At 72.2% G+C, this 20,290-nt stretch carries 21 protein-coding genes; 4 read left to right on the plus strand and 17 right to left on the minus strand.

Features of this window, described 5'->3' with window-relative positions; all coding sequences use genetic code 11:
• Positions 1 to 36: 36 nt before the first annotated feature.
• Positions 37 to 990, minus strand: coding sequence for a LysR substrate-binding domain-containing protein (locus tag ACIG36_RS27330; protein ID WP_399933147.1), 954 nt, complete (start codon positions 988 to 990; stop codon positions 37 to 39).
• 134 nt (positions 991 to 1,124) lie between these two features.
• Here ACIG36_RS27330 and ACIG36_RS27335 point away from each other — a divergent pair, with 134 nt between their 5' ends.
• The gene (locus ACIG36_RS27335) at positions 1,125 to 1,679 is read left to right on the plus strand and encodes a peroxiredoxin (protein ID WP_399933150.1); all 555 of its coding nucleotides are present in this window, start codon (positions 1,125 to 1,127) and stop codon (positions 1,677 to 1,679) included.
• An 11-nt stretch (positions 1,680 to 1,690) separates the two neighbouring features.
• Positions 1,691 to 2,224: an alkyl hydroperoxide reductase gene (locus ACIG36_RS27340; RefSeq protein WP_399933153.1), complete on the plus strand. Its 534-nt coding sequence runs from the start codon at positions 1,691 to 1,693 to the stop codon at positions 2,222 to 2,224.
• Positions 2,225 to 2,304: 80 nt separating this feature from the next.
• Here ACIG36_RS27340 and ACIG36_RS27345 read toward each other — a convergent pair whose 3' ends face one another.
• From ACIG36_RS27345 to ACIG36_RS27360, 4 genes are all read right to left on the minus strand, one after another.
• Positions 2,305 to 3,678, minus strand: coding sequence for an AI-2E family transporter (locus tag ACIG36_RS27345; protein WP_399933156.1), 1,374 nt, complete (start codon positions 3,676 to 3,678; stop codon positions 2,305 to 2,307).
• Between the two features lie 126 nt (positions 3,679 to 3,804).
• Entirely contained in the window at positions 3,805 to 4,545 is a 741-nt protein-coding gene (locus ACIG36_RS27350) for a transglycosylase SLT domain-containing protein (RefSeq protein ID WP_399933159.1), read from the minus strand.
• Between the two features lie 391 nt (positions 4,546 to 4,936).
• Positions 4,937 to 6,259 (minus strand): PhoH family protein, encoded by a 1,323-nt coding sequence (locus ACIG36_RS27355; protein ID WP_399933161.1) that lies wholly within the window; start codon positions 6,257 to 6,259, stop codon positions 4,937 to 4,939.
• A 383-nt stretch (positions 6,260 to 6,642) separates the two neighbouring features.
• Positions 6,643 to 7,404: an isoprenyl transferase gene (locus ACIG36_RS27360; RefSeq protein WP_399933164.1), complete on the minus strand. Its 762-nt coding sequence runs from the start codon at positions 7,402 to 7,404 to the stop codon at positions 6,643 to 6,645.
• A gap of 111 nt (positions 7,405 to 7,515) precedes the next feature.
• On the opposite strand from ACIG36_RS27360, the gene mgrA reads away from it, so the two are divergent.
• Positions 7,516 to 8,559 carry an L-glyceraldehyde 3-phosphate reductase gene (gene mgrA, locus ACIG36_RS27365; protein ID WP_399933167.1) on the plus strand — a complete coding sequence of 348 codons (1,044 nt, stop codon included), beginning with the start codon at positions 7,516 to 7,518 and terminating at the stop codon, positions 8,557 to 8,559.
• Positions 8,560 to 9,079: 520 nt separating this feature from the next.
• Here the strand turns inward: mgrA and ACIG36_RS27370 are convergent.
• Complete coding sequence (locus ACIG36_RS27370) at positions 9,080 to 9,805, minus strand: prepilin peptidase (protein ID WP_399933170.1); 726 nt, start codon at positions 9,803 to 9,805, stop codon at positions 9,080 to 9,082.
• Between the two features lie 58 nt (positions 9,806 to 9,863).
• Between ACIG36_RS27370 and ACIG36_RS27375 the strand changes: the two genes are divergently transcribed.
• Complete coding sequence (locus tag ACIG36_RS27375) at positions 9,864 to 10,250, plus strand: DUF192 domain-containing protein (RefSeq protein WP_399933173.1); 387 nt, start codon at positions 9,864 to 9,866, stop codon at positions 10,248 to 10,250.
• Between the two features lie 17 nt (positions 10,251 to 10,267).
• Here the strand turns inward: ACIG36_RS27375 and ACIG36_RS27380 are convergent, their stop codons facing one another.
• From ACIG36_RS27380 to ACIG36_RS27430, 11 genes are all read right to left on the minus strand, one after another.
• Positions 10,268 to 10,963: a hypothetical protein gene (locus ACIG36_RS27380; RefSeq protein WP_399933177.1), complete on the minus strand. Its 696-nt coding sequence runs from the start codon at positions 10,961 to 10,963 to the stop codon at positions 10,268 to 10,270.
• Positions 10,964 to 11,107: 144 nt separating this feature from the next.
• Positions 11,108 to 12,349 (minus strand): hypothetical protein, encoded by a 1,242-nt coding sequence (locus tag ACIG36_RS27385; protein WP_399933180.1) that lies wholly within the window; start codon positions 12,347 to 12,349, stop codon positions 11,108 to 11,110.
• A gap of 107 nt (positions 12,350 to 12,456) precedes the next feature.
• Entirely contained in the window at positions 12,457 to 13,062 is a 606-nt protein-coding gene (locus tag ACIG36_RS27390; protein ID WP_399933183.1) for an OmpA family protein, read from the minus strand.
• Between the two features lie 7 nt (positions 13,063 to 13,069).
• Positions 13,070 to 13,633 (minus strand): hypothetical protein, encoded by a 564-nt coding sequence (locus ACIG36_RS27395; RefSeq protein ID WP_399933186.1) that lies wholly within the window; start codon positions 13,631 to 13,633, stop codon positions 13,070 to 13,072.
• Positions 13,634 to 13,700: 67 nt separating this feature from the next.
• The gene (locus ACIG36_RS27400) at positions 13,701 to 14,351 is read right to left on the minus strand and encodes a pilus assembly protein TadG-related protein (RefSeq protein WP_399933189.1); all 651 of its coding nucleotides are present in this window, start codon (positions 14,349 to 14,351) and stop codon (positions 13,701 to 13,703) included.
• Positions 14,348 to 14,521: a Flp family type IVb pilin gene (locus ACIG36_RS27405; protein WP_399933191.1), complete on the minus strand. Its 174-nt coding sequence runs from the start codon at positions 14,519 to 14,521 to the stop codon at positions 14,348 to 14,350. The genes ACIG36_RS27400 and ACIG36_RS27405 overlap by 4 nt, the downstream gene beginning before the upstream one ends.
• Positions 14,522 to 14,735: 214 nt before the next feature.
• Positions 14,736 to 15,623: a DUF5936 domain-containing protein gene (locus ACIG36_RS27410; protein ID WP_399933194.1), complete on the minus strand. Its 888-nt coding sequence runs from the start codon at positions 15,621 to 15,623 to the stop codon at positions 14,736 to 14,738.
• Positions 15,624 to 15,710: 87 nt separating this feature from the next.
• The gene (locus ACIG36_RS27415; protein WP_399933197.1) at positions 15,711 to 16,649 is read right to left on the minus strand and encodes a type II secretion system F family protein; all 939 of its coding nucleotides are present in this window, start codon (positions 16,647 to 16,649) and stop codon (positions 15,711 to 15,713) included.
• Between the two features lie 7 nt (positions 16,650 to 16,656).
• A complete protein-coding gene (locus ACIG36_RS27420) occupies positions 16,657 to 18,009 on the minus strand; it encodes a CpaF family protein (RefSeq protein ID WP_399933200.1) in 1,353 nt (450 codons plus the stop codon).
• Complete coding sequence (locus ACIG36_RS27425) at positions 18,006 to 18,560, minus strand: TadE/TadG family type IV pilus assembly protein (protein WP_399933203.1); 555 nt, start codon at positions 18,558 to 18,560, stop codon at positions 18,006 to 18,008. The genes ACIG36_RS27420 and ACIG36_RS27425 overlap by 4 nt, the downstream gene beginning before the upstream one ends.
• A 3-nt stretch (positions 18,561 to 18,563) precedes the next feature.
• Positions 18,564 to 20,228 (minus strand): P-loop NTPase, encoded by a 1,665-nt coding sequence (locus ACIG36_RS27430; protein WP_399933205.1) that lies wholly within the window; start codon positions 20,226 to 20,228, stop codon positions 18,564 to 18,566.
• Positions 20,229 to 20,290: the final 62 nt, after the last annotated feature.

Consider the following 20,290-nt stretch of genomic DNA (forward strand, 5'->3'; position numbering starts at 1 on the left):
GACGGCGCCCCTTACCTCGGCCCTGCCTACCGCTTCCTACCGCTGCACGATGCGCACCGGCAGCTTCGCCAGCTCCCCGCGCAGCGCGGCCGCGAACTCCTCGAACTCGTTCTGCCGCGCCGCGCCCGTCCGCATCGCCAGCGCGATCCGCCGCGAGGGGGCGGGGTCGGCGAAGTAGCCGGTGGCGAGCCGGTCGCTGCGGCCGGTCTCGACGCGCAGGGCGGTGCGGGGCAGCAGGGTGACCCCGAGGCCGCCGCCGACCAGCTGGACGAGCGTGGAGAGCCCGGCGGCGCTCGTGGTCATCGCGGCACCCTCGGCCCGTCCGGCCTCGCGGCAGACGTCGAGGGCCTGGTCGCGCAGGCAGTGCCCCTCGTCGAGCAGCAGCAGCTCCAGCTCGCGCAGCGCCTCGCGGGGGATGTCGCCGCGCCCGGCGAGCCAGTGGTCGCAGGGGGTGACCAGGACGAAGTCCTCGTCGAAGAGCGGGAGTTCGGTGACCCCGGGAACGCCCAGCGGCACGGCGAGCAGCAGCAGGTCCAGGCGGCCCTGGGTGAGGCCGTCCAGCAGCGAGGAGGTCTGCTCCTCGTGGACCTGCAGGTCGAGGTCCGGGTAGCGGTCGTGGACCAGGCGCAGCACGGTGGGCAGCAGGTAGGGCGCGACGGTCGGGATGACGCCGAGCCGCAGGACGCCGGTGAAGGGCGCGCGGGCTGCCTCGGCCTCCTCCATGAAGTCGCCGACGGCGTCGAGGACGGTACGCGCGCGTGCGGCGAGCCGCTCGCCGGCGGGCGAGAGCAGTACCTTGCGCGTCGTACGCTCGAGGAGCTGGATGCCGAGGGACTCCTCCAGTGCGGCGACGGCGCCCGAGAGGGCGGGCTGGCTCATGCCGATGGCCGTGGCGGCGTCACGGAAGTGCAGGTGCTCGGCGACGGAGACGAACGCGCGGAGCTGGGCGAGGCTGGGCTGGCGGGTCCGCGGCGGGGGTATGGACGACATCATTGATAACCACCTTCGATCAACACTTCCCAGTCTAGCTATTTCCGCTATCAATGCCTCCTGTGGCACTGTGGTGGTCGTCCAACCCGCAGGAAACCCCCGCACCGGGATTTCCTCCGCTGCAAGGAGAGCGCGTGCTCACTGTCGGTGACCAGTTCCCCCAGTACGACCTGACCGCCTGTGTGGACCTCGACGCGGACAAGGCGTTCGCTCAGATCGACCACAAGTCCTACGAGGGCAAGTGGCGCGTGGTCTTTTTCTGGCCCAAGGACTTCACGTTCGTCTGCCCGACCGAGATCGCCGCGTTCGGCCAGCTGAACGACGAGTTCGCCGACCGTGACGCCCAGATCCTCGGCGTCTCCGGCGACTCCGAGTTCGTCCACCACGCCTGGCGCAAGGACCACAAGGACCTGCGCGACCTGCCCTTCCCGATGCTGGCCGACGCCAAGCACGAGCTGATGCAGGCCTGCGGCGTCGAGGGCGAGGACGGCTACGCCCAGCGCGCCGTCTTCATCGTGGACCCGAACAACGAGATCCAGTTCGTCATGGTGACCGCCGGCTCCGTCGGCCGTAACCCCAAGGAGGTCCTGCGGGTCCTCGACGCCCTGCAGACGGACGAGCTGTGCCCCTGCAACTGGAACAAGGGCGAGGACACCCTCGACGCGGTCAAGCTCCTCGCGGGCGAGTGAGCTGATCCCCCATGGCCCTCGATGAGCTGAAGTCCGCGATACCGGACTACGCCAAGGACCTGAAGCTGAACCTCGGCTCGGTCATCGGCAACTCCAACCTGCCGCAGCAGCAGCTGTGGGGCACCGTCCTCTCCTGCGCGATCGCGACCCGTTCGCCGATCGTGCTGCGCGAGCTGGAGCCCGAGGCCAAGGCCAACCTCTCCCCCGAGGCGTACACGGCCGCCAAGTCCGCCGCCGCCATCATGGCGATGAACAACGTCTACTACCGCACCCGGCACCTGCTGTCGGACCCGGAGTACGGCAACCTGCGCGCGGGCCTGCGGATGAACGTCATCGGCAACCCGGGCGTGGAGAAGGTCGACTTCGAGCTGTGGTCGCTGGCCGTCTCCGCCATCAACGGCTGCGGCATGTGCCTCGACTCGCACGAGCAGGTGCTGCGCAAGGCCGGCGTGGACCGCGAGACGATCCAGGAAGCCTTCAAGATCGCCTCGGTCCTGCAGGCCGTCGGCGCCACCCTGGACGCCGAGGCCGTGCTGAACGGCTGACCGTCACTCGCGTGACAAGGCAAGGGCCCCGACCTTCTCAAGGTCGGGGCCCTTGCCCTTTTCCGTCATGTCCGCCGGCGTCATCCCGATGGCGTCGGCGGAGGCGTCGGCGGGGGCGTGTGCACCGCGGCGGCCTCCTCCGGCGACACCTCGAGCACCGAGCGCGCCGCCTGCTCCTTCGCGTACGCCCGTAGATAGCCGACCACCGTGTTGGTCACCGCGACCAGCGGGACCGCGACCACCGCGCCGCCGATGCCGGCGACCAGCGAGCCCGCGGCGACGGAGAGGACCACCGCCAGCGGATGGACGCGCACCGCGCGCCCGAGGATGAACGGCTGCAGCACATGGCCCTCGATCTGCTGCACCGCGAGGACGACCACCAGCACCATCATCGCCGTGAAGACGTCGCGCGTGACCAGCGCGACGACGACCGCCAGCGCGCCGGAGACCACCGCACCGACGAGCGGGACGAAGGCGAAGAGGAAGATGAACACGGCCAGCGGCACATACATCGGGACCTTCAGGAAGAAGAGCCCTATGCCGATGAAGATCGCGTCGATCATCGCCACTATCACCGTGCCGCGCACATAGGCCGTCAGCGTCGCCCACGCGCGCGGGCCCGCGCCCGCCACGCCCTCGCGGGCCGCCTGCGGCACCAGCTTCAGCAGCCACTGCCAGATCCGCGGACCGTCGTAGAGCAGGAAGAGCGTGCTGAACATCGCCAGCAGGATGCCCGTCAGCACCTCGATGATGACCTGGACGCCCTCGATGCCCGCCGAGGTGATGTCCTTGGTGTTGGTGCCGATCGCCTCGTTGAGCTTGTCGGCGATGTTGTTGATCTGGCTCTCGGTCACATGGAACGGGCTGGTGAGCAGCCAGTGCTTGAGCTCGGCGATGCCGTGCTGGACCTGCCGGGAGAGGTCGTCGAGGTTCTCCGTCACCTGCCAGACCACGAACCACCCCACCAGCCCCATGACGACGAAGCCGGAGATGAAGGTCATGGCCGTGGCGAGCCCGCGCGGCACGCCGCGCCGCCTGAGCAGGGCGACGGTCGGCTGCAGCAGCGCGGTGATGAGCAGGCCGGCGACGAAGGCCAGCACCACCAGCCGTACGGCGCTGATGACGCGCATCAGCACCCAGAGCGTTCCGGCCAGCACCAGCAGCCGCCAGCTGACCTCGGCGGCGACCCGCACGCCCCAGGGGACGGCGGCGACCGGGTCCTGACGGGGCGCCATGACGGGCGCGCCGCCGGCCGGCGCCGGTGCGGGCCGGTGCCCGGCACCGGGCGCGATGGCCGGATCCGGTGTGTGGTCGTGGGACGGGGTGGGCGTGGGTTCGGATGCGGGCGCGGGCCCGGGTTCGGGCCCGTCGGCGGTCCCGCGGGCCTCGAGCCGCTGCGCGAGCCGCGTCAGCCCGGACCCCAGGCCGCCAACCCATCGTGGCAATCTGGACATTTCTCTTCCTCTACCCCCACTCCCCCGTGGCCATCCGTGTCGACGTTACCTTCATCCGGACACGCCGAAGCCCCCGGCCGCTTCGGGTCGGGGGCTTCGGGCGGACAGCGGGTCAGGCGGGAGTGCCTAGTACCACTGGTTGGCCTGCCAGAACGACCAGGCGCCGCAGGGGCTGCCGTAGCGCTCGTTCATGTAGCTCAGGCCCCACTTGATCTGGGTGGCCGGGTTGGTGCGCCAGTCGGCGCCGGCCGAGGCCATCTTGGTGCCGGGCAGGGCCTGCACAAGACCGTAGGCGCCGGAGGAGGGGTTGGTGGCCGTGTAGTCCCAGGTGCTCTCGTTGTTCACGATGTTGCTGAAGCACTGGTACTGGTCCGAGGGGACCATCTGCCGGGCCATCGCCTGGACCTCGGCGACCGAGTACGAGCCCTTGACCGCGAAGTCGGAGGCGTCGCGCGTGGCCGAGCGGCTGCTGACCTCGCTGCCTTCCTCCTTCTCGCGCTCCTTGGCCTTCTCCTCGGCCTCCTTCTTCTTGGCCTCTTCCTCCGCGGCTTCCTTCTTCGCGGTGGCGTCCTCGGCGGCCTGCTTGCGCGCGGACTCCTCGGCGTCCTTCTTCGCCGCGGCATCCGCGGCGTCGGCCTGGGTGTCCGCCTGCTGAGTGAGGGAAGCTGTCTGGGCCCGGACGTTGTGCCCGGCGGGGATGTCCGCGAGGAGCGTCGCGTCGGCAGCGGTGGCCTCGAACCGATCGGTCGTGCCCTGATCGTTGCCCGCGGCGACGCCGACGACGGCGCCCACGGTGGTGACCGCGGTGGCAGAAGCCACGGCGAATCCCCGGACCGAAATCCGGCTCACACGGTTTCCTTCCAGCATCGCCCGCATAGGTGACCTCGCGGACGCAATCGTGCCCCTGGACACTGGCCTCCGATTGGACGGCCCCGAAGAAACGGGACCACTCTGGTCACTGGAGGCGCTGACCCGGTGGGCCCTCCGGTGAAAGAGGTCCGCTCAGTGCTCGGGCGGCATACGGCGACGCTGTTCAGTTGTGTGTTCCGCATCGCCCCCGGAGGGGTCCAAGTGCCGTATGCGGGGCCTGACAGGACCCAGACTCTGCCCGAACGGCACGCTCCTAGGCAATTCTTGGTTACGTGTGAAAGCTCACACCCTGTTTACTCCTGCGGTTTCACGGAAACTGCGGCGCCGCGCGACGGCGCGCGGCTAAGCTCCTCGGCCCGCCGCGCGCCGCGCACCTTCATACATCCCCTCAGATGCGGCCGTCCTCCAGCATTTCGGTCACCAGCGCCGCGATGGGCGAACGCTCCGAACGCGTCAGCGTGACGTGCGAGAAGAGCGGATGCCCCTTCAGCCTCTCGACCACGGCCACCACACCGTCGTACCGCCCGACCCGCAGATTGTCCCGTTGTGCCACGTCATGGGTGAGAACGACACGCGAGTTGGCGCCGATCCGCGACAGCACGGTCAGCAGGACGTTGCGCTCCAGCGACTGTGCCTCGTCCACGATGACGAACGCGTCGTGCAGCGAGCGGCCGCGGATGTGGGTGAGCGGCAGCACCTCCAGCATGCCGCGCCCCACGACCTCCTCGATCACCTCGGACGTCGTCACGGCCGAGAGCGTGTCGAAGACCGCCTGGGCCCAGGGGCTCATCTTCTCGGCCTCGCTGCCCGGCAGGTAGCCCAAGTCCTGGCCGCCCACCGCGTACAGCGGCCGGAAGACCATCACCTTGCGGTGCTGCCGCCGCTCCAGCACGGCCTCCAGCCCGGCGCACAGCGCCAGCGCCGACTTGCCCGTGCCGGCCCGTCCGCCCATGGAGACGATGCCGATGTCCGGGTCCAGCAGCATGTCCAGCGCCACGCGCTGCTCGGCGCTGCGCCCGTGGATGCCGAACGCCTCCCGGTCCCCGCGCACCAGCCGCACCGAACCGTCCGCCGTGACCCGGCCCAGCGCCTTGCCGCGCTCGGACAGCAGCACCAGCCCGGTGTGCACCGGCAGTTCGGCGGCTCCGGGAACGTGGACGCGCTCGGTGGCGAAGAGTTCGTCGACCTGCTCGGCGGTGACGGCGAGCTCCGCCATCCCGGTCCAGCCGGAGTCGGTGATGGCCCACTCGGCGCGGTACTCCTCGGCGACCAGCCCCACCGCCGAGGCCTTGATGCGCAGCGGCAGGTCCTTGGAGACGACGGTGACGTCGTACCCCTCGGCCTGGAGGTTGCGGGCGACGGCGAGGATGCGCGAGTCGTTGTCGCCGAGGCGGAAGCCGGCGGGCAGTATGCCCGGGTCCGAGTGGTTGAGCTCGACCCTGATCGTGCCGCCGAGCTCGCCGATCGGGAGCGGCGAGTCGAGCCGGCCGTACCGCACCCGGTACTCGTCCAGCAGGCGCAGGGCCTTGCGGGCGAAGTAGCCGAGCTCCGGGTGATGCCTCTTGGCCTCCAACTCCGTGACCACCACGACGGGGAGCACGACCTCGTGCTCGTCGAAGCGGGACATGGCTCCTGGGTCGGCCAGCAGGACGCTGGTGTCGAGGACATAGGTGCGCCGGTCGCCATCACGGCGCTTCTTGCTGGTCACCACGGGTGGACGAACCCCCTCGTGCAGAGGTAAGGGCGCACCGCCGTTGTGAGGAACGGTGGCGCGGGGAACGGTCCGGGTCCGCGCCCTTCCAGGGTTGCCGGTCGTCCGGCCCGCCGCGCCTGCCGTGCGGCCTGTCGGGGCCGCTCGGTCCGCACGGTCGTCGTCCTGGTGCAAAGGGCCTCCCGGGCGGGCGGCCCCATGCCGCCCGCTGGCAGAGCGACGGTCCCAGTTCCGACCGTCGGCCTGCAGGGGATATTCCCGCTGGACCGCTTGACCATGCAACGGCATATGCGACGAGCAGGTGAACGATTGACCGGCCGTCATCCGTACTGGCGTTCAGCCACCCCCGGCGATGGCATGCCGTCAGCTGCCGTAGCGGCGCCTCAGTTCCCGTAGCGCCGGTGGCGCGCGGCGTAGTCCCGAAGGGCGCGAAGGAAGTCGACCTTGCGGAACGCGGGCCAGAAGACCTCGCAGAAGTAGTACTCGGAGTGCGCGCTCTGCCAGAGCATGAAGCCGGAGAGGCGCTGCTCGCCGCTGGTGCGGATGATCAGGTCCGGGTCGGGCTGGCCCCGGGTGTAGAGGTGCTTGGTGATGTGGTCGATGTCGACCTTCTCGGCCAGCTCCTCGAAGGAGTCTCCGTGGTCCGCGGCCTCGAGGACCAGCGAGCGCACGGCGTCGACGATCTCCTGACGGCCGCCGTAGCCGACGGCGACGTTGACGAGTATCCCGTCGACGCCGATCGTGTCCTGCTCGGCCTCCTTGAGGACGGTCTGGGTCCGGGAGGGCAGCAGGTCGAGGGTGCCGACGTGGTGGACGCGCCAGCGGCCGTCCGCGGCCAGGCCGCGCACGGTGTTCTCGATGATGTTCAGCAGCGGGCCCAGCTGGTCGGCCGGACGGTCGAGGTTGTCCGTCGAGAGCATCCACAGGGTGACGACCTCGACGTCGGTCTCGGCGCACCAGCCGAGCAGCTCCGAGATCTTGTCGGCCCCGGCCTGGTGGCCCTGCTCCAGGGTCCGGCCGTCGGCGCGGGCCCAGCGGCGGTTGCCGTCGAGGATGACGCCGATGTGCTTGGGCACCTGGGCGTGGTCGAGGCGGCCTTCCACCCGGCGTGCGTAAAGCCTGTACACCAGGTCGCGCAACTTCACTCTTCCTGCCCCTCCATGCCACGGTGGTCGCCCCCGAAGGCGCCACAGTACTGCCAGCGTGTCGCGAGAACGCAACTCGGCCCGTCACAGGACCGTGATAGTCAGATGCACATGACCGATCCCTCGCTCTACCGCGCGGCCGAAACGCGCTACGACTCCATGGAGTACCGGCGCACGGGCCGCAGCGGGCTCAAGCTGCCGGCCATCTCCCTGGGACTGTGGCACAACTTCGGCGACGACCGCACCCTCGACTCGCAGCGGGCCATCCTGCGCCGGGCCTTCGATCTGGGCGTCACCCACTTCGACCTGGCCAACAACTACGGACCGCCGCCCGGCTCGGCCGAGGAGAACTTCGGCAAGATCTTCGCCCAGGACTTCCGGCCCTACCGGGACGAAATCATCGTTTCCACCAAGGCCGGCTACCTGATGCACCCCGGCCCCTACGGGGAGTGGGGCTCGCGCAAGTACCTGCTGTCCTCGCTGGACGCGTCATTGCGCCGGATGGGCGTCGATTACGTCGACATCTTCTATTCGCACCGGTTCGACCCGCACACCCCGCTGGAGGAGACGATGGGCGCGCTGGCGTCCGCCGTCCAGCAGGGCAAGGCCCTGTACGCGGGCGTCTCCTCGTACAACGCCCAGCAGACGCGGGAGGCCGCGCGGCTGCTGCGGGAGATGGGAGTGCCCGCCCTGATCCACCAGCCCTCCTACTCCATGATCAACCGGTGGACGGAGGACGACGCGCTGCTCGACACCCTGGAGGACGAGGGCATGGGCTGCATCGCCTTCGCGCCGCTGGCGCAGGGGATGCTCACGGACAAGTACCTGCACGGCGTCCCCGCGGGCTCGCGCGCGGCGCAGGGCAAGTCCCTGGACCCGGCCCTGCTGAGCGAGGAGGTCGTGGGCCGGCTGCGCGGCCTGAACGAGATCGCCGGACGCCGGGGCCAGTCGCTGGCGCAGCTCGCGCTGACCTGGGTGCTGCGCGACGAGCGGATGACCTCCGCCCTGATCGGGGCGTCCAGCGTGGCGCAGCTCGAGGCGAACGTGGGCGCACTTGGCGCGGCGGCGCTCACCAAGGAGGAGCTGGCCGAAATCGACGCCCTGGCGGTGAGCACGGAGGGCGTCAACATTTGGGCGCGCCGCGGCGATTCCTAGATCGTCCCGGAAGGGAGCGCTCCGGCCTGCGGGCCGGCCGGAGATCAACTGGAGATCAGTTGAAGATCAACTCCGGCGTCCCACATGCTTCGACACGCACAGTGACCGGGGGAAAAGGAAAACGGGCCGGTCCGTGGGGGGGATACGGACCGGCCCGAGGGGGGGTTTCCACCATAACCGGTCGGAGGGGCTGCTTCACGCACCGACGGGGGTGACAGTGCGTGGTGTGCTGACTTGTGACCTTCTATTTGATCTTGAACGGGTCGGCGGGCAGGGCTCCTTAGGAGTTCGCGGATCCCTTCAATACTGGGCCCCGACGCGGAACCGGCCATGCGGCGCCCGGCCTCCGGCCCCCTCGCCGCGTCTTCGGAAAAGGTCTTGCAAAGTCATCATCGGCTTGACGTGATTCCCGACCTCATGGCCGTCACATGTGCGCGGACGCCCGATTTCGTGCACGAATCGTGACATCCGCAGCGGGCGCGTCGGCGGTGGCGGGCGTCCGACGGGAGTCCCCTACCCTCTACCCTCCCCTCAGGGCCCCGGCCAGCACACCCGCCCAGGCGCCCACGATCATGAACGGGCCCAGGGCCAGCGCGTCGCCCCGCCGCGCCCTGCCCGTCACCAGCAGAGCCAGCCCGTGGAGCGACCCCAGCAGCAGGCCGGCGAAGGCCCCCAGCAGCAGCACCCCCCATCCGTACCAGCCCAGCGCGCACCCCAGCCCGGCCGCCAGCTTCACGTCCCCGAAGCCCATTCCGGCCGGGTGCAGCAGGAACAGGACGAAGTAGCCGCCCGCCAGCACCAGCCCGCCCAGCAGGGCCCGCGGCCAGGACCCCGCCGCGCCGGGTATCAGCGCCGCCCCGCCCAGCAGCCCCGCCGTGCCGAGCGCCAGCGGCAGGGTCAGCACGTCCGGCAGCCGGCGCACCGACCGGTCCACCCCCGCCAGCACCACCCCCACCGGCACCGCGAGCAGCCACACCGCCAGCTCCGGCCGCGCCCCGGCCACCGCCGCCGGCGCCGCGCACGCCAGGGCCGTCACCCCCACCGGCCACAGCGCCCCCGGCCCGTACCTCCTCCCGCACACCGCGCACCGCGCCGGACCCACCCAACCGCCGACGGGATGCCCGCACGGCCCGGCGGACCGCCACTCCTCCCCCGGCTCCACCGCCAGCCGGTACCGCACGCGCGGCACCAAGGCCCCGGCCACGGCTCCGTACACGGCGGCGACAACGATCAACAGCGCGTCCATGCCCCGAGGTTACGGATGATCGGCGCTCTCCGCCGGGACCTGTGGATAACCTGTCCGCATGCCCCACCACCAGGACGGAACCGCTCAACTCCGCGTCACCGCAACGGGCGTCATCGTCCCACTGGAGATCGCCGCCTCCTTCCGCGCCCGCACCCGCGGCCTCCTCGGCCGTACCGCGCTCGACGGCGCGATGCTGCTCACCCCAGCGAGCGGAGTCCACACCTGGCGCATGCTCTTCCCCATCGATGTGGCCCACCTGGACCGGGACTTGAACGTCCTGTCCCTGCACACCATGCCCCCCGGCCGCCTGGGAGCCCCCCGTCTCGGGGCGCGCCATGTCCTGGAGTCGGCGGCGGGCGCGATGGCCCGGTGGGGGGTTGTTCCGGGCGGGCGCGTGGAGGTCCTCCCGCCGCTCGGCGCGGCGGGAGGACCCCACACCCCCTAACGGACCGTCAGCCGCCGTCACGGCCGCCGGGCGCCGGCGCCGGCGCCACGCTCGTACCGCGCGTGGCTCGTCTTGACCGACTTGTCGATCGACGTGCTGTAGTCGATCGCGGAGCTCTTGTCGACCGTACGGCTCGCGTCGACGTCCGCGCTCCGCCCGCAGCGGTTGCCGTTGGCCTGCTGGACGTTGGAGAGGTCGGCGCTGCCGCCCTTCCCGCCGTTGGCCGTGGCCCCCTGGTCCTGGGACCCGCCACCCGCGCCGGCCGCGCCATGGCCCGCGCCTCCGGCACCGACGCCGCCCGCACCGGGACCGCCCGAGGCGGGACCGCTCGCACCGGAGCCGCCGGGAGCCGAGCTGCTGCTGTCGCCGGAACCGAAGAGGTCGCCGCCGTTGAGGAAGCCACCGTCATCGCCGGCCGCACCGGAACCGCCCGTGGCGTTGCCGCTGGTGGCGTTGCCGCCCGCCCCGTTGCCACCCGCGCCCGACCCGCCCGTGCCGTCGCCGCCCAGGCCGACCCCCAGGAGGTCCTGGGCCTGCCGCGTGACCGCGGTCCCCCCGGACGCGTCGACCAGGCTCGCGTTGTAGGGGTTGTTGCAGTTGATGGACACGACGTCCCCGTCCTGCCCCTCCGCAGCCGACGCGGTCCCGCAGCCGACCCCGAAAGCGCTGACCACGAGCGTGGCGGCAGCCGCAATCCGCTGAACGTTCCTCACAGGTCTTCCTTCCAGTCGGCGCCGATGCCCATAGGACCGGCGTACATACACATCGAGCTAACTGCGGACGATCCGGAAGGTGGCGGGTAATTCGGATAGGCAAGATTTACGACATTCACCCACACTCGTTGACTCGTGCCACGTTCATCCGTCGCGTCGCCGCACGGCCAGCGTCCAGGCGCCGAGCCCCAGCAGCAGGGCCGAACCGGTGCCGATGCCCGCGTAGCCGAGGAACCGCAGGCGCTCGTCGCGGGCCGCGCCGCCCGCCGACGCCACCAGCTCGCCGCCGACCGCACCGCCGCCTCGCCCGGGGCCGTCCGCCGGGTCGGCCTTCCGCGCGCCCGCGACATCGACCTTGAGGGTGACGGGCACACCGTTCCCCCGCTCGCCCCGGCGCACCTTGGGGCTGACGCTGACCTGCAGGTAGTACCAGCCCGCGAAGCGCATGCCCCGCGCCGCCTCGCCGCCGCCGTCGCCGTACGCGGCCGGCGGCGTGGCCAGGGAGACGGTGGCGGGCCTGCCCTGGTAGCCGCCGGTCCGGTTCATGACGTACCCGCGAGCGGTATTGCTCAGCCCCAGCCGCACCCCGCGCACCACATACGGGCCGGCGGTCGCCGAGGCCCCGAACTCGGCATCGGCGAAGAGCTGTTCACCGGCGTCGACCGAGACCCGGTAGAAGCGGGTCCCGCCCGGCTCGAGCTCGTCCTTCCACACTCCCGGGCGCAGTTCGGCGGCGTCGTTGAAGCCCGTGCCGCCCGTGACGTTCTCGCCCTCCCCCTGGGGAGGGCCCGACGGCGCGCGCGAGCTCCAGGCACCGGGGGCGGGCAGCCCGCCGGCCTCGTTCTTCCGCGGCTCCTCGGCCACGTACTTCAGCTCCACCGGCACGGCGGCGCCGTCACCGCCTGTCGCGTCCCCGCGCTGCACGACGAACCGGTACGTCCCGGCGCTCGCGCAGGGACCACCGGAGCGGACGACGCGTTCCGCGTAGTCGGCGACGGGATAGGCCCCGCCGACCGACAGGAACGACCTGTTCCGCGCGGCTCCGCACGGGGTGCCGTCCGCCGCCTGCAGCGCCACCTCGATGCCGTCCTTGAGCCCCATCGATCCGCCCGGATGCGGCACGGCGACCGCGGACACATAGGCGCTGGACCGGCCGTCCAGCTGCACGGTGTAGTACTTCTTCTCGCCGGGCCTGACGCTGTCCGTGTACGTCCCGCCGGCCTTCAGCACGGGCCCGTCCGCGCTGCTGCCCGAGCCCCGTACCGCCGTCGCGCCGGAGGCCGTCCGGTACGCGGCCGGCCCGTCGGCCGCCACCGCCGGACTTCCGGACGCCGCCGCCAGTGCCCCGAACGCGACCGCCGTCCCGACGAACCGCCCGCCCCTCATGTCCCGCCTCCCTCAGCACTCCCCTGCCTTCCGGGCGGGGCCCATCCTGCCCTGGTGGACGAGGAGTTCGCGACCGTTCGGGACGCGCGGGCGTGACCGGCGGGTGCTCAGCCGCCGCGCGGGAAGCTCACCTCGACCCGGCGGTTCTTGCGGCGGCCGTCCTCCGTGCTGTTGTCGGCGATCGGGTACTGCTCGCCGTAGCCGCGGATCTCGTAGCGGACCGAGGACGAGCCGAGCTCCTCGGCGAGCTCGCGCTGGACGGCGTTGGCGCGCTCCTTCGACAGGGCGACGCCGTGGTCGGCGGAACCGAGGTTGTCGGTGAAGCCGAAGATGCGCAGGACCGTGGCGCGCTGCTTCCTGACCTCCGCGGCGATGACGCGGATGCGCGCGTTCGCCGCGCCGCCGAGCCGGGAGCTGTCCTTGTCGAAGAGGACCTCGGTCTGCAGGGCGAAGGTGACGTCGACGTTGGTGTCCTCGCGGCGCTCCTCGCCGTCGCCCGTCTCCACGACGGACTTGATGTCGAGGACGCGTCCCGGAGCGAGCTTCGCGCCGGGACGCAGCTTCAGGCCCGGTGCGCTCGCGTCGATGCGCACCGGCGGGGCGGTACGGGCGGAGCCGCCCGGTCCACCGTCGGCGTGAGCGGGGACCACCACGACCAGGACTGCCGCGGCAGCCAGAACCGTGCCGCACAGGGACCGCTGGGCCGGCGACATGGCGCGCTCACCCGGAGACCGGGATGCGGACGGACGGCATGGTCGGCAGCTGGAAGTCCACGGCTTTGACATCGTCGGGGGGCGCCGGGAACTGGGCGAAGACGGCGCGGCTCTCACCGGGCCGGATGTTGACCAGACCCGTCGAGCACAGGCATTCCCCGTCCGTGTCGCGCAGGACGAGATAGCGCTTCCTGCCGGCCTGGTCGATGAGGGAGGCTCCGGACACCGAGGACTGGGACTTCATTTGCGTCTCCTTCGACCTCCACGTCAGCGACGTGTAGGGCTTGTTGCCCCGGTTGACGACCGTGCCGTTGACGGTGAGGAATCCGCCCTTGTCGCGGACGGCGGAATGCAGGATCACCGCGATGCCGTCGGCGCCCTTCAGCTCGCCGATCGTCGCCGTCGGCCGGGGTGCGGGCTTGTCCGCGACGCTGCCGCCGCCCGGAGCGGCGGAATTTCTCGCGGAATTCGGTTCCTTTCTCTTCTCGCCGTCGTCGTCCTCGCCCCCGCAGCCGACCAGGGCGAGGGTTATGACGACCGCGAGCGCTGCGGCGGGGATCCGAGAGCTCATGGGTGCGTTCCGTCCGTCCGTTCCTGTGGAGTGATGGAAGCCATGGAAGAGGGGGTGGTGGTGGGCGTCAGTCCGTCAGTCGTACGGTGAACAGCTCCGCCGCCGGTACGAGCGTGCCGGGGCGCGCGGGATCGACGGTCACGTCCTCGCCGTCGCAGGTCAGGGTGAGGGGTGGCGCCGGCTTGGCCGCGTCACCGGCGGGGGCGGCGGCGCGCGGCGCGCAGCGCGGGGTGACGACCGCCTCGGCCGAGGCGGTGGCGTGCCGGTTCTCGGTGCCGGGCACGACCGAGGGGCCCACCGTCCGCGCGGACGTGACACGCACCCGGAACGAACCGGGTGCCTCGCCCTCCTCGCAGGTGACGTCCGGCTGTGCGCTGTTGGTCGCGGCGTACGCGGCGGCCGCCCGGCAGGCCCGCTCCCGGTCGGCGCCCCGGCCCGCCAGCCAGCCCGCCCAGTCCGCACCCTTGCCGTCGCCGCCCTTGCCGTCGCCACCCTTGCCGTCGGGGCCGGCCGCTCGCAGGACGGTGGTGAGGAATCCGGTGCGCAGCTGGTCCCGGTAGTCCTGGGCGGCCGCCAGCGCGGCGGCGTCGGCGGCGGTCTGGGTGCCGTTCTTCGCCGCCCCGGCCCGGCCGACGGCGAAGAAGGCCAGTGCGAGGAGGAGCAGGGCCGCCACCGCCGTGATGTACAGGGGGAACGCCTGCCCGGCGTCCCGGTTCAACCAGTGATCCGCTGGATCTGGTTGGTGATGGCCGTCGCGATCATCGTGCCGAAGTCCGTGGTCGTCAGGACGAGAATGATCGCCACGACCACCGCGATGATGCCCAGGTACTCGACCGAGGTCTGCCCCCGGTCGTTCAGGCGTCCGTCCTTCACGCGTCCGTCGTTCATTCTCCGGTCGTCCATTCGACGTTCTTTCCCGGTTTTCCGAATGCGCTTTCGCATCATGGTCCCCTCCATGGGTGGTGCGATGCCGACCCTTTTCCCTTCCCTCACACGGCAGTTGGGACACCACGCGTCTCACCCCCGATTCCCCGACGACTGTCCCACAGCCCATTGCGTCCGCGAAGCGTCTTCACGCAGTTCGCCCACATCGCCCCGCCCGTCACTCCCCGGCGATGGAGCCGAAATCCATGCCGGACCCCAGGAAGAACCCGGCGATCAGCAGGATCATCGTGCCCGGCACCATGAACGTCGTGATGACCATCGTGGCCTTGGGCACCGCCCGCGCCGCCCTGCGCCGGGCCAGCTGGGCGTCGGTGCGGCGCATGTCGGTGGCGATGTCGATGAGCGTGTCCACGATCGGGGTGCCCAGCTCCTCGCCCTGCTGCAGCGCCGTGACGAACTGGGCGACCTGCTCGGAGTCGTTGCGCCTGCGCAGTTCGTCGAAGGCCTGGCGGCGGCTGACGCCCATGTCCATCTGGCGCAGCGTGATCCGCAGTTCGTCCGCCCACGGCCCCTCGTAGCGCTCGGAGACCCGGTCCAGCGCCTGCCGGAAGCCCAGCCCCGCGCTCACCACGACCGCCAGTACGTCCAGGAAGTCCGGCAGCGTCCGCTCGATGGCGTCCCGCCGCTCGCGGACCGCCGCCCAGATGCCGACCTCGATCCAGAACAGCCCGAAGCCCACCAGCAGCAGCGCCCACACGCCCTGCCCCTTCGCCAGCATCACCAGCGCCCCGCCGAAGCCCAGTGCCCCGTACACCGCCCGCCGGGCCGCGTAGCGGTCGACGGTCAGGCCGCCGGGGTTGCCCGCCCGGTCGATCCGGCGGCGCACCTTCGCCACCCGCTTGGCGCCCATCATGCGCAGCACCAGCGGCGCGTAGCGCATGCCGAGCCGGTCGACCGCCGAGCCGACGGCCGTCGTGCGGGTCGAGCCGACCTCCAGCGCCAGCGCGAGGTCCGGCGGCAGCCTGGCCTCGCTCCGGTAGAGCACGACGCCGTAGCAGATGCCCACCGCCGACGCCCCCGCCAGCAGGGCCAGTACGAGCCCCACTCGCCCACCTCCTCACAGTCGCTGCACGTCCCCGCGGTTCACCGCACGGCGCCGCCGTCACTGCACGCCGCCGCACGTGAACCGCGCTCACACATCGATCTTCGACATCCGGCGGATGAGGAAGAACCCCAGTCCGTAGAGCCCGAAGGCGGCCACCACCGCCAGTTGGCCCGGCCAGCCGCTCGTCATCCGGTCGATGGAACCGGGTGCGATCCGGTCCATCAGCAGGAGCGTGCCGATGCCCATCAGCGGGACGACATAGGCGGTGACCGTCACCTGCGACAGCTGGGTGCGCACCTCGCGCCGGGTCTCCTTGCGCTCCTCCAGCGTCGCGGTGAGGTTGCGCAGCGAGCTGACGACCGTGCCGCCCGCCCGGTTGGAGAGGACCAGGGTGGTCACCAGCACCACCAGTTCCCGTGACGGCAGCCGCTGGGCCAGCTCGTCCAGGGCCTCCTCGATGGAGTGGCCCACCGCGAGCCGGTCGGCGACCTTGGCCAGCTCCTCGCCCGCCGGGGCCTCCATCTCCTCGGCCGCCATGCCCAGGGCCGTCCGCAGCGCCAGCCCGGCCTGGGTGGCGTTGGCCAGGATGCGCGACAGCTCCGGCAGCTGGTTGATGAACTTCTCGATCCGTTTGCGCCGCTGCCAGGCCAGGAACGCGGACGCCGACCAGAGGGCGACCACGCCCGCCAGCGGGCCGAAGAACGGCGCGAGCGCCCCGGCCGCCACCAGCCACAGGCCCGCCGCCGCGCCCACCGTGCAGGCCGTGAACTCGCCCACGGTGACGTCGATCCCCGTCGAGGCGATCCGCAGCTCCAGGCGTCGCCCGGCGGCCGTCGCGCGCAGCCACCGGTCGGTCCGCCGGAAGGCGCGGGTGCGCCCGGCGGGCGGCAGGGCGGGGGCGTCGGAGAGCCGGTCGACGAGCGCCTGGTGGCGGTCCCTTCCGGTGACGTACGCGCGGACGCCGGCGACGGCCAGGGCCCCGCACAGCAGGGTGGCGCCGGTGGTCAGCAGTGACAGGTCGTCCATGGTGCCGCTACCTCTGCCTGGTCTCGCGGGTGGTGAGCTCGCCGGGGAACGCCGCGACGCCGAACGCGGCCGGCACGGCCTCGTTCGCCAGCCGCAGGCGCTCGGCGGCGCGCCCGGGGAGCGGGAAGTGCCGGAAGGCGCCGCGCACGACGCGGTCCGCGCCCATCGGCTCGGGGTCGAAGCGGGCGACGGTGGCGAGCGTGTACCCGCTGTGCTCGCGGTCCGGTGCCGACTCGAGCAGGGCGATCTCCGCGATGCGCCGCGAGCCGTCCGCGTGCCGCACGAGCTGCACCAGACAGTCCACGGCGCTGTCGATCTGGTCGCGCAGGGCCTCGTAGGGGATCCGCACCTCCGACATCGACGCCAGCGTCCGCAGCCGCATCAGCGCGTCCTCCGCGCTGTTGGCGTGCACGGTGGCCAGGGAGCCGTCGTGGCCGGTGGACATGGCCTGGAGCATGTCGAGGGTCTCGCCGCCGCGCACCTCGCCGACGATGATGCGGTCGGGGCGCATGCGCAGGGAGTTGCGGACGAGGTCGCGGATGGTGATGCGGCCCTTGCCCTCGACGTTGGGGGGCCGCGATTCCAGGCGGATGACGTGCGACTGCTGCAGCTGCAGCTCGGCGGCGTCCTCGACGGTGATGATGCGCTCGCCGTCGGGGATCAGCCCGGACAGGGCGTTCAGCAGCGTCGTCTTGCCCGCGCCCGTCGGCCCGGAGACCACCACGTTGAACTTCGCCCGCACCAGGGCGGCCAGCAGCATCAGCATGTGCTCGTCCAGCGTCCCCGTGCCGATCAGCTCGCGCAGGGTGTAGGCGCGGGGGAAGCGGCGGATGGTGAGCGTCGCGCCGTTCAGCGCCAGCGGCGGAATGATCACGTTGACGCGCTCGCCGCTCGGCAGGCGGGCGTCGACCATCGGATTCGACTCGTCCACCCGGCGGTTGACGGTCGAGACGATGCGCTCGATGGTCTGCATCAGCTGCTCGTCGGAGGCGAAGCGCACGGGGACGAGCTCCACCCTGCCCGCGCGTTCGACGAAGATCTGGTCGGGGCCGTTGACCATGATCTCGGTGATCGAGGGGTCCTCCAGCAGCGGCTCGAGCACGCCCAGCCCGAGTGCCTCGTCGACGACCCTGCGGATGAGGTTGTCGCGCTCGGCCGTGGACAGCACCGGGCCCTCGCGGCTGATGATGTGGCCCAGTACCCGCTCGAGGCGGCCGCGGCGCTCGCCGGCGGCCAGGGCGGACATCTCGGCGAGGTCGATCTCCTCGAGCAGCTTGGCGCGGTAGACGGGCACCAGATGGCCGGACTCGCGGCCTTCCGCCCGTGCCTCCGGGGCGGGGATGCGGGAGCGCAGGCTCATGGCGCACCACCGCCGACGCCCGCCGGCGCCGGCTGCGCCGGGCAGGGCATGGTGGCGTGCCGGGTGACGGCGAAGCCGGTGCCGGGGATGATCGCGGGGACGTCCACGGTCACGGTGGCGGTGACCTCTGCGGTGCCGCCGGCCGCGCACGCGGGGGCGTCGACGGCCGCGCGGGCGGCCACCCAGTCCGTCATCGCCGCGCTGCCCGCCACGGCCGGGGCCGCCTGCGGTTCGTCCAGCGTGGCGGTACGGGCCGCCGCGCGGGCGCCCGTACCGGCCTGCTGCGCGGCGAACGCGGCGAGGCCGAGGTGAACGGCCCCGAGGGCGACGAGCAGCAACAGGGGGAGGAAGCCGAGGAATTCGACGGAGGCGGAGCCGTCGTCCGCCGGTCGCGGAGGGTGGTCTGCTCCCCCACCCCGCCCCTTCCCGTAGCCGGGGCTCCGCCCCGGACCCCGGTCATCGAACGCCGGACGGGCCGAGTGGTCGCCCCGACGGGCTATGCGGGTACCCGGACGGGCTGTGCGGGCGCCCGGACGGGCTGAGCGGCCCATCCCTCAGTCCTCCCGCGCCACACCGGCCGTACTCTCCACCGGCCACGGCCAGTTGACCGCGCCCGGGAAGAGCACCGGCACCCGCAGGCGCACGCTCGCCCGGTACACCTCGCCGTCCGGGCCGCAGCGCGGCTCGCCGCGCCACGCGCCCGGCAGGTCCGAGACGGCCGCCGCCGTGCAGTCGCGGCCCACCGCCCCCGCCCGCGCGCCCTTGTCGGCCGCGTGCCCGGCGAGCGAGTAGGAGTAGCCGACCAGGACGCACTGCCAGACCACCGCCAGGGCGACCAGGATCAGCGGCAGCACACCCGCGAACTCCACCGCCATCTGCCCCCGGTCGCCGCCCCCGCGCCTGCGGAAGCGGCTCACCGGCACGGGCGCCAGCTGGTCCGGGCCCGTACCGCCCCCGCCGCCACCCCCTATGGCGCGCCGCCGCCCGGCGTGGGCGTGGGCCGCGCCGCCCCGCGGCAGCCGCCCGCCGCCGGCCGCCGGCGCGGCCAGCCCGAGCTCGCCCGCCAGCGCCCACAGCGCCTGCCGCACGCCCGATCTGGCGTCCAGGTCCTGCATGCGCCCGGAGTCCACCGCGCTCTGCAGCTCCTTGTAGCCGGCCGGGACCGTGGTGCGGGCGGTGCGCGTGCCCGTGGTGCGGGCGACGAGGGGCGGCTGGATCTCGGCGTTGCGGGTGTGTCGGTTGACCACGGTCGTCGTCTCCTCGGCCTTGCGGATCTGCAGCCGTTCCCACAGCCGGACCATGCGCTTGGCTGCCCGTACGGACACCACGTCCGGCGTCGTGACCAGTAACGCCACGTCGGCCGTCTCGATGACCGCAGCGCCCGCCGCCGTGATGTGGCTGCCGCAGTCGACGACCACGACGTCGTACCGGCCGCGCAGGGCGGCGGTGATCTGCCGGGAGGCGAGGTCGCCGACCTCCTCGCCGCGCTCGCCCTCCGCCGGGGCCAGCAGCAGGCCCAGGCCTGTGGGGTGCGGGAAGACGGCGTCCTGCAGGACGCGCGGCGAGATGTCGCTGATGCCCGCGAGGTCGGCGACCGACCGGCGGAACTGCACGTCCAGGTAGGAGGCGACGTCTCCGGACTGCAGGTCGAGGTCGGCCAGGGCGACGCTGCGCCCGGCGGCGCGGGCGGCGAGGGCCAGCTGCACGGCCGTGACGGTCGTGCCGACCCCGCCCTTGGCTCCGGCGACCGCGACGAGCCTGCCGCCGGGCCCGTTGCCACCGCCCGCGAGGCCGTCGTCCGGCGCGCCCAGGTGGCGGCGGACGCCGGTGGCCCAGTGGGCGGCGGCCTGCACGCGCGCGACCAGCTCCTCGTACGACAGCGGCAGCGCGGCCAGGCCGCGCGCGCCGCAGTCCATGGCGGCGGCGTACAGCGCGGGCCCGGCCTCGGCGCTGAGCAGGATGACGCCGGTGGCGGGGAAGCGCAGGGCGATCTCGCGGATCAGCTCGAGGGCGGGGACGGGCCCCAGGCGCTCGTGGACGAGCACGACCTCGGGCAGCTCCCCGACCGAGGCGGCCGCCAGCACGGCGAGCGTGTCCAGCAGGCGGGCCGAGTCGCCGACGGTCCGCAGCGGCTCGACGCCGGGGAGCCGGTCGAGCAGCCCGGCGATGACGCGGGCGGCGTCCGGGTCGCCGACGGCCGGGAGGATTCTGATCGTCACCGTGGGCCTGCCTCCATCCACAACAACCGTTGGACTGCTTGTCGCCGTCCGGATCGCTTCTC

Source organism: Streptomyces sp. NPDC053048 (genome assembly GCF_044547045.1).
Taxonomy (GTDB): Bacteria; Actinomycetota; Actinomycetes; order Streptomycetales; family Streptomycetaceae; genus Streptomyces.